General features: G+C 63.8%; 12 protein-coding genes and 1 tRNA gene. 12 read left to right on the forward strand and 1 reads right to left on the reverse strand.

The window, feature by feature from the left end; genetic code table 11:
* Window positions 1-45 precede the first annotated feature (45 nt).
* The 11 genes from HB630_RS11570 to HB630_RS11620 all read left to right on the forward strand — a co-directional run bounded on the left by HB630_RS11570 (window position 46) and on the right by HB630_RS11620 (window position 8,840).
* On the forward strand, window positions 46-480 hold the full coding sequence (locus tag HB630_RS11570) for a DUF2948 family protein (RefSeq protein ID WP_213772348.1): 435 nt from the start codon (window positions 46-48) through the stop codon (window positions 478-480).
* 201 nt (window positions 481-681) lie between these two features.
* The gene (gene hisD / locus HB630_RS11575; RefSeq protein WP_213772349.1) at window positions 682-1,977 is read left to right on the forward strand and encodes a histidinol dehydrogenase; all 1,296 of its coding nucleotides are present in this window, start codon (window positions 682-684) and stop codon (window positions 1,975-1,977) included.
* A 7-nt stretch (window positions 1,978-1,984) separates the two neighbouring features.
* Entirely contained in the window at window positions 1,985-2,488 is a 504-nt protein-coding gene (locus tag HB630_RS11580) for a UPF0262 family protein (protein WP_213772350.1), read from the forward strand.
* 42 nt (window positions 2,489-2,530) lie between these two features.
* Window positions 2,531-2,998, forward strand: coding sequence for a low molecular weight phosphatase family protein (locus tag HB630_RS11585; RefSeq protein ID WP_213772351.1), 468 nt, complete (start codon window positions 2,531-2,533; stop codon window positions 2,996-2,998).
* A gap of 342 nt (window positions 2,999-3,340) precedes the next feature.
* On the forward strand, window positions 3,341-3,964 hold the full coding sequence (locus tag HB630_RS11590; RefSeq protein WP_213772352.1) for a Maf-like protein: 624 nt from the start codon (window positions 3,341-3,343) through the stop codon (window positions 3,962-3,964).
* Entirely contained in the window at window positions 3,954-4,184 is a 231-nt protein-coding gene (gene yacG / locus HB630_RS11595) for a DNA gyrase inhibitor YacG (protein WP_213772353.1), read from the forward strand. The genes HB630_RS11590 and yacG overlap by 11 nt, the downstream gene beginning before the upstream one ends.
* A 101-nt stretch (window positions 4,185-4,285) precedes the next feature.
* Window positions 4,286-4,361, forward strand: a tRNA-Phe gene (locus HB630_RS11600).
* A 343-nt stretch (window positions 4,362-4,704) separates the two neighbouring features.
* Window positions 4,705-6,054: an MFS transporter gene (locus tag HB630_RS11605; protein ID WP_213772354.1), complete on the forward strand. Its 1,350-nt coding sequence runs from the start codon at window positions 4,705-4,707 to the stop codon at window positions 6,052-6,054.
* A 277-nt stretch (window positions 6,055-6,331) separates the two neighbouring features.
* A complete protein-coding gene (locus HB630_RS11610) occupies window positions 6,332-6,676 on the forward strand; it encodes a hypothetical protein (protein WP_213772355.1) in 345 nt (114 codons plus the stop codon).
* Between the two features lie 96 nt (window positions 6,677-6,772).
* Window positions 6,773-8,329 (forward strand): NAD(P)/FAD-dependent oxidoreductase, encoded by a 1,557-nt coding sequence (locus tag HB630_RS11615; protein WP_213772356.1) that lies wholly within the window; start codon window positions 6,773-6,775, stop codon window positions 8,327-8,329.
* Window positions 8,330-8,336: 7 nt separating this feature from the next.
* Complete coding sequence (locus tag HB630_RS11620) at window positions 8,337-8,840, forward strand: ureidoglycolate lyase (RefSeq protein ID WP_213772357.1); 504 nt, start codon at window positions 8,337-8,339, stop codon at window positions 8,838-8,840.
* Between the two features lie 24 nt (window positions 8,841-8,864).
* On the opposite strand, the gene HB630_RS11625 is transcribed toward HB630_RS11620, so the two are convergent.
* A complete protein-coding gene (locus HB630_RS11625) occupies window positions 8,865-9,506 on the reverse strand; it encodes a TetR/AcrR family transcriptional regulator (RefSeq protein WP_213772358.1) in 642 nt (213 codons plus the stop codon).
* A gap of 167 nt (window positions 9,507-9,673) precedes the next feature.
* Between HB630_RS11625 and HB630_RS11630 the strand changes: the two genes are divergently transcribed.
* The gene (locus HB630_RS11630) at window positions 9,674-12,835 is read left to right on the forward strand and encodes a multidrug efflux RND transporter permease subunit (RefSeq protein ID WP_213772359.1); all 3,162 of its coding nucleotides are present in this window, start codon (window positions 9,674-9,676) and stop codon (window positions 12,833-12,835) included.
* Window positions 12,836-12,837 lie beyond the last annotated feature (2 nt).

Genomic DNA, 12,837 nt, shown 5'->3' on the forward strand with positions numbered 1-12,837 from the left:
GCCGGTTTTGCGGATAGACTAGGCGCCAATTTTCAGGTGAGGCCGGTGGCGAGCCAGCTCAAATTGATTGCCCTCGACGCCGACGATCTTGCCGTCATTTCCGCGCATGTTCAGGACGCTAGCGTTCAGGTTTCCGATATCGTCTGGCGGCACGGCGAGAAGCGGCTGGTGATCGGGATGCGCCGGCTGGACTGGGAGCCGTCCCTGGCCAAGGAACCCGCCTCGCAACGCCTGATGTCGGCGCTGCGGTTTGATCGCGTGCTGTCATGCAAGTCGCGCAATATCGATCTGGGAGCGCCGGAGACGGAACTGGAGCTGTTGGGAATCGAATTTCAGCCGGGTGAGGCGCCCGGCGGCAGCATCCTCCTGATGTTCATGCATGGCGGGGCGCTGCGGCTGGATATCGAATGTCTCGAATGCGAACTGGTGGACCTCGGCGCCGACGATCTCGGAACCGCGCTGTCCGGGCTGGATGTGTGACTTCTTGACCTCAAAACGTCATTCCGGGGCGCTCGCATTAGCGAGCAAGCCCGGAATATCGAGATTCCGGCTTCGCTGCTTTCGCATCGCCCCGGAATGACGGTACGCAATGACGGGTTCACCCAGCCGGCCCCAGAAGGGTTGACGGCGGTGGGTCGCCGCGCCATTGAGCAGGGTGCCATACTAGCCCGGAAAGCCACCATGCCTGTTCGTCTGGACCGCAGCAGCGCCGATTTCGACCCGCGGTTCGCTGCATTTCTCGCGGCCAAGCGCGAGGTTGCCGCCGACATCGAGAGCGCCGCCCGCGCCATCGTCGATGACGTCGCCGCACGCGGCGACCAGGCGCTGCTGGAGGCGACGCGCAAATTCGACCGGCTCGATCTCGACGCGGGCCGCCTGCGCGTCACGCCGGCGGAAATCGACGCGGCGATCAAGGCCTGCGACGCCGCCACGCTCGAAGCACTGGCCTTCGCCCGCGACCGGATCGAAAGCTTCCACCGCCAGCAATTGCCAAAGGACATGCGCTTCACCGACGCGCAGGGGGTCGAGCTCGGCTGGCGCTGGAGCGCCATCGACGCCGTCGGGCTTTATGTCCCCGGCGGCACCGCGGCCTATCCGTCCTCGGTGCTGATGAACGCGGTGCCGGCGATGGTCGCCGGTGTGTCGCGCATGGTGATGGTGGTGCCGTCCCCCGACGGCAGGCTCAACCCGCTGGTGCTGGCGGCGGCGCATCTTGGCGGCGTCACCGAGATCTATCGCGTCGGCGGCGCGCAGGCCGTGGCCGCGCTCGCCTACGGCACCGCGACGATCGCGCCGGTGGCGAAGATCGTCGGGCCCGGCAACGCTTACGTCGCCGCCGCCAAGCGGCTGGTATTTGGCAAGGTCGGCATCGACATGATCGCCGGTCCCTCCGAAGTGCTCGTGATCGCCGACCGCACTGGCAATGCCGGCTGGATCGCGGCCGACCTGCTGGCGCAGGCCGAGCACGACGCCAGCGCACAGTCGATCCTGATCACCGACGATGCTGATTTGGCCGATGAGGTTGCGCGCGCGGTGGAATCGCAGTTGAAGACGCTGCCGCGCGCGGCGATCGCGCAGGCCTCCTGGAGCGATTTCGGCGCGATCATCCAGGTCAGGAATCTCGACGAGGCCGTGCCGCTCGCCAATGCGATCGCGGCCGAGCATCTGGAGATCATGACGCAAGACCCGGAAGCGTTTTCGAACAAGGTCCGCAATGCCGGCGCGATCTTCCTGGGGCCGCATACGCCCGAGGCGATCGGCGATTATGTCGGCGGCTCCAACCACGTATTGCCGACCGCGCGCTCGGCGCGGTTCTCGTCCGGGCTCGGCGTGCTCGACTTCATGAAGCGGACCTCGATCCTCAAATGCGGGCCGGAGCAGTTGCGCGCGCTGGGGCCGGCGGCGATGACGCTCGGCAAGGCCGAGGGGCTCGAGGCTCACTCCCGTTCGGTTGGACTGCGCCTCAATTTGCCATGAACCGGTCATGACCAAGCCGCCCCCCGTTGACGATTCGAACAATCGTATCGTTGCGGTGACGCTCGACGAGGAGTCGATCGGACGTTCCGGCCCCGACATCGAGCATGAGCGCGCGATCGCGATCTACGATCTGGTCGAAAAGAACCTGTTTTCGCCGGCTGGCGCCGATAACGGGCCGTTCACCCTGCATCTCGGCATCACCGGCAGCCGGCTGATGTTCGACATTCGCCGCCAGGACGGCACGCCCGTGGTGGCGCATCTGTTGTCGCTGACGCCGTTCCGGCGGATCGTGAAGGACTATTTCATGATCTGCGACAGCTATTATCAGGCGATCCGCACCGCGACGCCGGACAAGATCGAGGCCATCGACATGGGCCGCCGCGGCATCCACGACGAGGGGTCGCGCACGCTGCAGGAGCGCTTGAAGGGCAAGGTGCGAGTCGATTTCGAAACCGCCCGCCGGTTGTTCACGCTGATCTGCGTGCTGCACTGGAAGGGCCAGGACGGATGACGGGACGCATGATCGTTCTCCGGCCGTGGGTAGCGTGACCGCATGGCGGCGTTGTCGCGCGCGCGTGTTCCGCAGTCCGTGCTGTTCGTGTGCGGCCTGAACAGCGTGCGCTCGCCGATGGCGGAAAGCCTGCTGCAGCGGATGTTTCCGCAGGCGCTCTATGTCAGGTCCGCCGGCGTCAGGAAAGGCGAGACCGATCCGTTCGCGGTCGCCGTGATGGCGGAACTGGGCCAGGACATTTCCGGCCACAGGCCGATGACGTTTGAAGAACTGGACGACTGGGAAGGGCTCAATTTCGACCTCATCATCACGCTGTCGCCGGAGGCCCATCACAAGGCGCTGGAACTGACGCGCACCCTGGCCGCCGATGTCGAATACTGGCCGACCCAGGATCCCACCGGGGCCGAGGGCAATCGCGAGCAGAAATTAGAAGCCTATCGCGAGGTCTGCGACGGCCTGCTGCTGCGGATCCGCAAGCGCTTTGCCAAGGCCGGGGTTGCGAGCGGGTAGCTGCCAGCTAGAGATTCGGTTCTGATTGAATCAGAACCGAATCTCTAGTTTGTTGTTTTGACGCGTTTTCTTCACGCGAACCGGTATCCACTTCGCTCAAAAACGCTCTAATAACCCGGTCATAAAAGCGTATCGCGAATCTGCCAATTCAGCGAATTCTTGATGGGGACGGGTGGCGCCGGAGCGCCGGAGGAACGGGGCAGCAGGCTGACGCCGGACTGCAACCTCTTCGCCGCAACCTGACCCCGGAGAGAGCGGAGATGCTTGCGGTTGTGTCAGGCAAGCCCTTCCGATAGTTTCCGCGCGCGTTCAGTCCCCACATCCTTTCCCAGCAAAATCCGCATGCTTGGCCGCCCCAAAATCGTTCTTGCTTCCGGTTCGCCGCGACGGCTCAGCCTGCTCAACCAGGCCGGCATCGAGCCTGACGCCTTGCGCCCGGCCGATGTCGATGAAACGCCGCGGCGGGCGGAATTGCCGCGCGCCTGCGCCAACCGGCTGGCCCGCGCCAAGGCCGACGCCGCGCTCAAATCGGTGCAACTCGACGACGAATTGCGCGGATCGTTCATCCTCGCGGCCGACACCGTGGTCGCGGTCGGCCGCCGCATCCTGCCCAAGGCCAATCTGGTCGACGAAGCCTCGCAGTGCCTTCGGATGCTGTCCGGGCGCAATCACCGCGTCTACACCGCGATCTGCCTGGTGACGCCCAAGGAGGCCTTTCGCCAGCGCCTGGTGGAGACCCGCGTGCGCTTCAAGCGCCTCAGCGAGGATGATATCCAAGCCTATATCGGCTCCGGCGAATGGCGCGGCAAGGCTGGCGGCTACGCCGTGCAGGGCATCGCCGGATCGTTCGTGGTCAAGATGGTCGGCTCCTACACCAATGTCGTCGGCCTGCCGCTGTACGAGTCGATTTCACTGCTCGGCGGCGAGGGCTTTCCGATCCGTTTCGGCTGGTTGAATGCCAGCTAAGCCGCGAGGCGCGGGCCGCTCCGGCAAGGGGGCAGCCGGCCGGTCCGCCGGGCCGCCAACCAAGGCCTCGGCGAAAACTTGCCCGATCTGCGGCAAACCCGCTTCCGAAGCCACGCTGCCGTTTTGTTCTCCGCGCTGCCGGGACGTCGACCTGAACCGATGGCTGTCCGGCTCCTACGCCATTCCCGGCCGTCCGGAAGATGACGAAGAGGCGGAATAAGCGTTATTTCCGTGTTATTTGGCGATATTGCCGGACGGGTGGACAGGGCGGTCCGACCTCACTATAAACCGCCCGCTCCGGGGCCTTCGGCGTCCCGAAGTGCCCAGGTAGCTCAGTTGGTAGAGCATGCGACTGAAAATCGCAGTGTCGGTGGTTCGATCCCGCCCCTGGGCACCATTTTCCGGTCATCTGGAATCGCGTTTCACGGCTGATGAAGCTCCGTGTGGCTTCCGAAAATTGCCGCGACGGCTCTGTCGGAGCAATTTTGATACGCACCCCATGCGTTTCTGGCACTACCGAAAGACGCATTTATAGCGTTTTCAAGTGATGCCGGATGCCGATTCGCATGACGGCGGTGCCGTCAAGGCAGGCTTCGTCGACTGCGGTCTTCCGTCCATCAGGAGCGAAAAGGCTCCGGTGACGGCGAGGGATCGGGGGGCTTTACAGGTTTTGCAAGCTGCGCGCATGGTTCCAGCGGAAACCGACGTGACGCGCGGTCAAAGGGGAGTTCTTGGGTTCAATGTCGTCTGTTGCTGTGGAAACGTCTATCGCCGCGCCGGTCAATCCACGCTCCCGCGTGATCCTCGCCAGCCTCATCGGCACCACCGTCGAGTTCTACGATTTTTATGTCTATGCGACAGCGGCGGTGCTGGTTTTCCCTCATTTGTTCTTTCCGGCCGGCAACGACAGAACGGCGTTGCTGGCGTCGTTCGCGGTGTTCGGCGCGGCAATGATCGCCCGGCCGCTCGGCGCGATCTTTTTCGGACATCTCGGCGACAAGCGGGGCCGCAAGATCACGCTGGTCGGCGCGCTGTTGACGATGGGGATCGCGACTTTCCTCATCGGCCTGCTTCCGACCTATTCCGTCGCTGGCTGGTTCGCTCCCGCATTGCTGGTTCTGCTGCGCCTGGCGCAAGGATTTGCGCTCGGCGGCGAGTGGAGCGGCGCGGCGCTGGTGGCCACGGAAAATGCGCCAAAGGGCAAGCGCGCGATCTTCGGGACTTTTCCGCAACTCGGCGCACCGCTCGGTTTCGTCATCGCCAACGGCCTTTTTTTGATGATCGCGGCGATCTTGCCGTCCAACGATCCATCGCGGCCGTCGGATGCTTTTCTCGCCTGGGGATGGCGCATTCCATTCCTGTTCTCGGCGGTGATGGTCATCGTCGGTTTGTGGGTCCGCCTGAATCTCGTTGAAAGCAAAGCATTCGAACGAACCGTGAGGACGGGGCAGGTTCACAAGGTGCCGCTCGCTGCGGCGATCAGGACTTACTGGAAGGAACTGATCCTCGGCACCTTCTACATGCTGGCCACCTATGTGCTGTTCTATCTGATGACCACGTTTTCGCTCAGCTACGGGCGTGCGGCGGTCAACGGCGCGCTGCCCGGCCTCGGCTATGACTACCGAACGTTCGTCCTGATGATGATCGTCGGCGTGGTGTTCTTCGGAATCTTCACGCTCCTTTCCGGTCCCTGGGCCGATCGATGGGGACGCCGCAAGACGCTGATCTGGATCACGGTCGCCATCGCCATCTTTGGTGTGGTCTGGGTGCCGATGCTGGCGGCCGGCTTTGCCGGCGTCATGGCGTGGCTGATTCTTGGGTTCGCCCTCATGGGCATGACGTTCGGACCCATGGGCGCTCTGCTTCCCGAACTGTTTCCGGCGAATGTCCGCTACACGGGCTCGGGCATTTCATACAATGTCTCGTCGATCCTGGGTGCCGCCGTGGCTCCTTTCATCGCGGTCGCGCTTTGGAGCGCCGGCGGTGGAAGTCCGTTCCTGGTCGGCATCTATCTTTCCGCCATGGCGGTTCTGACGTTGCTGGCGCTGCTGATCGGCAAGGAAACAAAGGACGTCGATATCGACGCGTAGGGATTAAGCGGCAACAGAGCTCGCGTGGCGAGGGGGAGCTGTCTCCCATTTTTCTTCAAGAAGTTAAGCCCTTGCAGGCAAGTATGCTTGCTCGACTGTTCGGCACGGGTAGGCAAAATGCCGGATCTGGTGGTACGTCCAATGGAGCGCGCTTGTTCGCGGCTTTCTCTCCGCGTGCGGTGGATTCCTGCCGATGTGCGCGATAACTTAATTTACCGAGCGCTCCACTTTCCGCTGGGCGGGACGATGCTCTCCTGAACATTCGGAGGCCGGCGCCGTGAAGACCATTGCACTTCTGTTCGGACTAAGTGTTCTTTCAACACCGGCGCTTGCACAAACCATCAGCGCCACCGAAGCTTCAGCGCATGTTGGTGAGACAGTCACCGTAAGAGGCGTGGTCGATGAGGTGCATACCACCGGGCGCGGTACCACGTTTCTGGACCTCGGCGGTACGTATCCGGACGAGGCCTTTACCGGCGTCATATTTTCGGAAGATGCGGGAGCGTTTCCGAACGCACAGTCGCTTGAAGGCAGAACCGTTGACATCAGGGGCCCTGTGCAACTCTATCACGGCAGGCCCGAAATTATCTTGCGGTCGGCCACTCAGCTGAAGCCGGAATGACGTGGCTTCGGCCGTTGCCGTCCGTGATGTGCTGCGAAATAGGCAGCACATTGAGCAAATTTGCTGCTTCGCGACGGCTGCGCGGATATGCGATCAATGCGGGGAACCGCACAGGACGCCGCCGCGATGGACCAGGACGGATCGAGAGACGCGAAGGCCCCGATATCGAGGGATCGGACCGCCCGTTCGGGAAACCGCGCCGATCTTGCCGCTCTCAGCGCCCGCGCGCGGGCCGATCTCGCCAGCCTGAGTTATCCCACGACGGGCTGGGTCACCAGGTCCACCACCAGATCCGGCATGCCGGTCCATGCCGTGGTGATCGTCGGTGGCGGACAGTCGGGTCTTGCGATTGCCGCCGCCCTGCGGCGCGACGGTGTCGAGGATGTCGTCATCCTCGACAAGTCGCCTGCCGGCCGGGAAGGCGTCTGGGACGATTTCGCCCGCATGGAGGAATTGCGGACGCCGAAGGCGCTCAACGGCATGGAATTCGGCTGCCCCAGTCTTTCGGTGCAGGCCTGGTACAGCGAAACCTACGGGGCCGACGCCTGGGCCGCGCTGGACCGCATTCCGCGATTGGACTGGGCGGATTATCTCCGCTGGTATCAGGCGACTCTCGAGATCAAGATCGAGAACGATACCCTGGTGACGGACATCCGCGCCGCGACGGGGGAGCCCGGCCTCTTGGAGGTGGTTGCCCAGGCCGGCGCGCGGACGGTGCTATGGACCGCGCGCACGGTCGTTATCGCGTCGGGCTTCGACGGTGCGGGCGCGTGGCGCGTGCCTGCCCTTGTCAGCGACTCGCTGCCGCGCGACCGCTACAGCCATAGCAACGGACCGGTCGATTTCGCGCGGCTCCGGGGCGCCAGAATTGCCATTCTCGGCAATGGAGCGTCGGCGTTCGACAATGCCAATGCGGCGCTCGCCGCAGGTGCTGCGCGGGTCGATCTTTGCTTCCGCCGCGACAGGCTGCCGCGATTCAACCCGCATCGTTATCTCGAGACCGCCGGAACGATGACGCACTTCTCCCGGCTCGATCCCGCAATACGCTGGCGCGTGGCGCGCTATATGCGGCTGGTCGATCAGCCGCCGCCTCCGCGGGGTTTCCGGACAGCGCTGGCCCATCCCGATTTCCATCTGCACCCGGCCTGTCCCTGGCTCTCCGTGGCGCTGCAGGGAACGGAGGTCGCCGTGGAAACCCCGCAAGGGCGGCTGTTGTGCGACCATCTGCTCTGCGCGACCGGCCTTGTCGTCGATCTTGCTGCGCGCCCCGAACTGAGTTCGCTCGCCTCGCAGATCGCGCTGTGGCGCGATCGCTACCAGCCGGAGCCCGACGAGGCCGACGAGCGGCTTGGCGCCTATCCGTTCGTCGCGCCCGACTTCAGCTTTGATCCGCGCGACGAAGCGTCGGCCTGGGTCAGCCGGGTTTTCTGTTTCAATTTCGCCAGCGCCGTCAGCCACGGTCCGCACATGACCTCGATCAGCGGGCATAGGCATGCGCTGCCGCAGCTGGTGCGCGGCGTGACCGGCCGTCTCTTCGAGCAGCAGGCCGGCAGCTTTCTCGGCCGGTTCATCGATTACGCCGACCCCGACCTCGATGTGCCGCTCGACTTCGAATTGACCCATGCCGCCCCGTTCACCTCTGGCCAGAAATGAGATCGCCATGAGCACCGTTACCAGCACTGTTGAAACCGTCACCGTTCCGGTCGCCGAATTGACGCCGGAAGCTTTCGCGCCCTATGGCTCCGTGATCGTGCCGATGGAGGACGGCGTGCCGTTCGGTTCGGCGGATGCGCAACTTGATCTGTCCGGCGGCACGCCCCGCTTTTACGCGATGCGTATTCCGGCCCGCGGCCTGACGATCAGCCGCATCACCCGGCACAAGGCCGTCACCCAGGCCCTGGCCTCCGTGGGCGGAAATAGCTGGTATCTCGGTGTCGCCCCGCCCGGGGCGGCGGACGTTCCGGCGTTCGAGGCCATTCAGGTGTTCCGCGTTCCGGGCACGGTCGCCGTCGCGCTCAAAAAGGGCACCTGGCATGCAGGGCCGCTTTTCGAGGGCGAGGCACAGAGTTTCTTCAACCTTGAATTGGCCGATACCAACATCGTCGACCACGATACCTGCGACCTTGCGAAACATTACGGCCGGATTCTCGGCCCGGTCGGCTGAGACCGCCGCACGCGGCCTTAACGCTTACGCGATGGTCCGGCGCTGCTCGATGCCTTTGTGCGTCGTGTCCTTGCGTTTCGCCTTCGGCTTTTTCTCGAACGATTCGATGACGGTGCGCGCGGTGTGGATGAATTCGGCGCTGGGGCCTTTCCGGCCCGCGGTCACGCGGCAGACCCGCGCGCCTTCCAGAAGCAGCGTGAGCGTGTCGGCGAGCGCCTCGGATTGAACGACGCCGGCGGCGCGGCACAGCGCCGCCAGGCGGTCGCGGTGATGGATCTTCAATTGTTCGATCAGTTTTCGGGCCGGATGATTGTCCTCCGTCAACTCGACGGCGACATTGGCGAGATCGCAGCCGCGGCCGTCCGCGCTGACGCATTCGGCCGCGCGCATCAGCCAGTCGTCCAGCTGGGCCTGCGAATCGCCCGGATGGTCGCGCGCGATCTCCTGCCACATCGTCTCGCCTTCCGCCGCGACGGTCCGCACATAGGCGAGAATGAGTTCGTCCTTGGATTCGAAATGCCGGTAGAGCGTCATCTTGTTGGTGCCGGCCGCGTCGGCGATGGTGTCGACGCCGACCCCGCGAATGCCGTGCCGATGAAACAGCTCGCGCGCCGCGGCGATAATGCGTTCGCGCGGCCGGACGATTGCGGCAGGGACCCCGGACATTTCACGTCCCCTTGCGGGTTTTCATGGCACCACTACTTGACCTAAATGTTACCGATCGGTAACATGGCCTGTTACTGATGGGTAACATCGCGGCGTACTTAACGTCAAGACACCGAATATCAAAACACCAAACATCAAGACATCGAACGTCAAGGTCGGAAAGCTTCATGGTCAATTTCTTCATTCACCGTCCGATCTTCGCATCGTCCATTGCCGTGATCATGGTGCTGGCCGGAGCCATCTGTTATTTCCTGCTGCCGGTTTCACAATTTCCGGACATCACGCCGCCGCAGGTCGTGGTCAGCGCGACCTATCCGGGCGCGAGCGCGCAAGTCGTCGCCGATACGGTGACCACGCCGCTTGAACAGCAGATCAACGGCGTGCAGGGGATGACGTATATGTCGTCCGCCAGTTCCAATGACGGCTCGTCCACGATCACGATCACCTTCGATGTCGGCTACCCCTTGAGCATTGCCGCGGTCGACGTACAAAACCGCGTGGCGCAGGCCGCCGCTTCGCTGCCGCCGATCGTCAACCAGGCTGGCGTCATCATCAAGAAGCAGAATCCCAATTTCGTGCTGATCGTGAACCTGGTCTCGCCGGATCGCTCGGTCGATCCGGTCGCGCTCAGCAATTACGCCTATTTGCAGGTGGTCGATCCCTTGAAGCGCGTGCCCGGCGTCGGCGACGTGCAGATTTTCGGCGAGCGGCGCTATTCGATGCGGGTCTGGCTCGACCCGGACAAGCTCGCCAAGCTCGGCATCACCGCCGTCGATGTGCAGAACGCCGTGGCCGAACAGAACGTCCAGGTCGCAGCCGGCAAGATCGGCGAGTCGCCGTCGCCTCCCGGCACGGCGTTCGAGATGCAGGTCAACGCCACCGGGCGTTTGAGCGATCCCGAGCAGTTCAAGGACATCATCGTCCGCTCCGATCCCGCGACCGGCTCGATCGTGCGGCTGCGCGACGTCGCCCGCGTCGAACTCGGCGCGTTGCAATATTCCTCCACCGCCGTGTTCGGCGCCGACCCGACCGTGGTGCTCGGCGTGTTCCAGATGCCGGGCTCGAACGCGCTCGACCTGCAGCAGCACGTCAAGGACAAGATGGAGGAGCTGTCCAAGCGGTTCCCGAAGGGGATCGCTTATGCGATGCATTACGACACCACGCGGTTCGTCTCGGCGGCCAAGCGTGACGTGATCATCACGCTGGTCGAGGCGCTGATCCTCGTCGTGCTGGTGGTCTTTATTTTCCTGCAGAACTGGCGGACCACGCTGATTCCGACCATCGCCATCCCGGTGTCGCTGATCGCGACGCTCGCGGTGATGGAGATGATGGGCTTTTCGATGAACATGCTGAGCCTGCTCGGCATGGTGCTCGCGATCGGGCTCGTCGTCGACGACGCGATCGTGGTGGTCGAAAACGTCGAGCGGCAGCTGGAAAACGGCCTGCCGCCGCTGCGCGCCGCGCAGGCGGCGATGGCCGAAGTGACGGGGCCCATCATCGCGACGACCGCGGTGCTGATGGCGGTGTTCGTTCCGGTTGCCTTCATCCCCGGCGTGGCCGGCCGGCTCTACAATCAGTTCGCGCTGACGGTCGCGATCTCGGTCGGTATCTCCGCGTTCAACTCGCTGACCTTGAGCCCGGCCTTGAGCGCCGCGTTGCTGCGGCACCGGCCGCCGCCCAATTTTGCGCCATTCCGCTGGTTCAATCAGGGGTTCGACTGGCTCTCGCATAGTTACGCCGGCATGGTGCGCGGCCTGATCCGGCTGCGCTGGGCGATCCTGGGCCTGTTCGTGGTGGTGTTGGGGGCGACCGTCTATTTGTCGCAGCGCATTCCATCGAGCTTCCTTCCCGTGGAAGATCAGGGCTACTTCTTTGTCGTGATCCAGCTTCCGGACGGTGCGTCGCTGCAGCGGACCGACGAGGTTGCCGAGAAGGTCCGCCAGGTCCTGCAAAGCACGCCGGGCATCGACATCGTCGGTTCGATCACCGGGCTCAACTTCCTCACCAACGCGTCGCAGTCAAACTCGGCGGTGGAGTTCGCGATCCTGAAGCCTTGGGACGAGCGGCCGCCTTCGCAGAGCGCCATGCGCCTGGTTGCGGAAGTGCGGCCGAAATTGCTGGCGATCCCCGAGGCGATGGCGCTCAGTTTCGACCCGCCCTCGATTCCGGGTCTCGGCACCATGGGCGGATTCGAATTCCAGGTCGAGGATCTGACCGGGCGAGGCGCCTTCGCGCTGAACGAGGCCACGCAAGCCCTGATCGCCGAGGCGCGGAAGCAGCCCGAGCTCAATCCGATGCAGCTGTTCTCGTCGTTCTCGACCTCGACGCCGCAGTACAACTATGACCTCGACCGTACCAAGGCGAAGCTGCTCGGTCTCAACATCCCCGACGTCTTCAACACGCTGCAGATCTTCCTCGGCTCGCTCTACGTCAACGACTTCAACCTGTTCGGCCGCACCTTCCGCGTGACGTTGCAGGCGGATACCGACCGGCGCGCCGCGGCCAGCGATCTGTCGCGGCTCTATGTGCGCAATGCCAGCGGCGGCATGGTGCCGCTGAGTACGCTCGGCCAGTTGAAGCCGATCGTCGGTCCGGAGACCGTGCCGCATTACAACAATTACGGTTCGGCCCTGATCAATGGCGGGCCCGCGCCCGGCTACAGTTCGGGGCAGGCGGTCACCGCCATGGAGCGGGCCGCTGCGATCGCGTTGCCGCGCGATTTCGCGTTCGAATGGACGGGCATCACCTTCCAGGAATTGAAAGCGGGATCGATCGCCACCATCGTCTTCATCCTGGCGATCGTGTTCGTGTTCCTGATCCTGGCCGCGCAATATGAGAGCTGGTCGATGCCGTTCATGGTGCTGTTCGCGGTGCCGCTGGCGTTGTTCGGCGCGTTCCTGGCGCTGTTCGTGCGGGGTCTGCAGACCGACGTCTATTCGCAAATCGGCTTCGTGATGTTGATCGGATTGTCGGCCAAGAACGCCATTCTGATCGTCGAGTTCGCCAAGCGGCGCCGGCTGGAGGGATTGAGCATCGTGGATGCGGCGATGGAAGCCGCGCGGCTGCGGCTCCGTCCGATCCTGATGACGGCGTTTGCGTTCATCCTGGGCGTCGTGCCCTTGATGATCGCCACCGGCGCCGGCGCAGCGAGCCGCCAGTCAATCGGGACGACGGTGTTCGGCGGCATGCTGGCCGCGACCATCCTCACCCTTTTGTTTGTTCCGGTCTTCTACGCCGTCATCGAAGGCCTGCGCGAACGCGGTCACAAGCACGGGCATGAGCACGAATTGGGTCACGCGCCGGTCGTCGAAGCGGCTCCGGCGGAATAGAA

The sequence above is a fragment of the Bradyrhizobium sp. dw_78 genome, assembly GCF_018449525.1.
In the GTDB taxonomy this organism is placed as follows: Bacteria; Pseudomonadota; Alphaproteobacteria; order Rhizobiales; family Xanthobacteraceae; genus Bradyrhizobium.

Coding starts and splice junctions, on each gene's coding strand:
- HB630_RS11630 (WP_213772359.1), top strand. CDS start 9,674: ATGGTCAATTTCTTCATTCACCGTCCGATCTTCGCATCGTCCATTGCC.
- HB630_RS11590 (WP_213772352.1), top strand. CDS start 3,341: ATGCTTGGCCGCCCCAAAATCGTTCTTGCTTCCGGTTCGCCGCGACGG.
- hisD (WP_213772349.1), top strand. CDS start 682: ATGCCTGTTCGTCTGGACCGCAGCAGCGCCGATTTCGACCCGCGGTTC.
- HB630_RS11585 (WP_213772351.1), top strand. CDS start 2,531: ATGGCGGCGTTGTCGCGCGCGCGTGTTCCGCAGTCCGTGCTGTTCGTG.
- HB630_RS11615 (WP_213772356.1), top strand. CDS start 6,773: ATGCGGGGAACCGCACAGGACGCCGCCGCGATGGACCAGGACGGATCG.
- HB630_RS11620 (WP_213772357.1), top strand. CDS start 8,337: ATGAGCACCGTTACCAGCACTGTTGAAACCGTCACCGTTCCGGTCGCC.
- HB630_RS11580 (WP_213772350.1), top strand. CDS start 1,985: ATGACCAAGCCGCCCCCCGTTGACGATTCGAACAATCGTATCGTTGCG.
- HB630_RS11605 (WP_213772354.1), top strand. CDS start 4,705: ATGTCGTCTGTTGCTGTGGAAACGTCTATCGCCGCGCCGGTCAATCCA.
- yacG (WP_213772353.1), top strand. CDS start 3,954: ATGCCAGCTAAGCCGCGAGGCGCGGGCCGCTCCGGCAAGGGGGCAGCC.
- HB630_RS11625 (WP_213772358.1), bottom strand. CDS start 9,506: ATGTCCGGGGTCCCTGCCGCAATCGTCCGGCCGCGCGAACGCATTATC.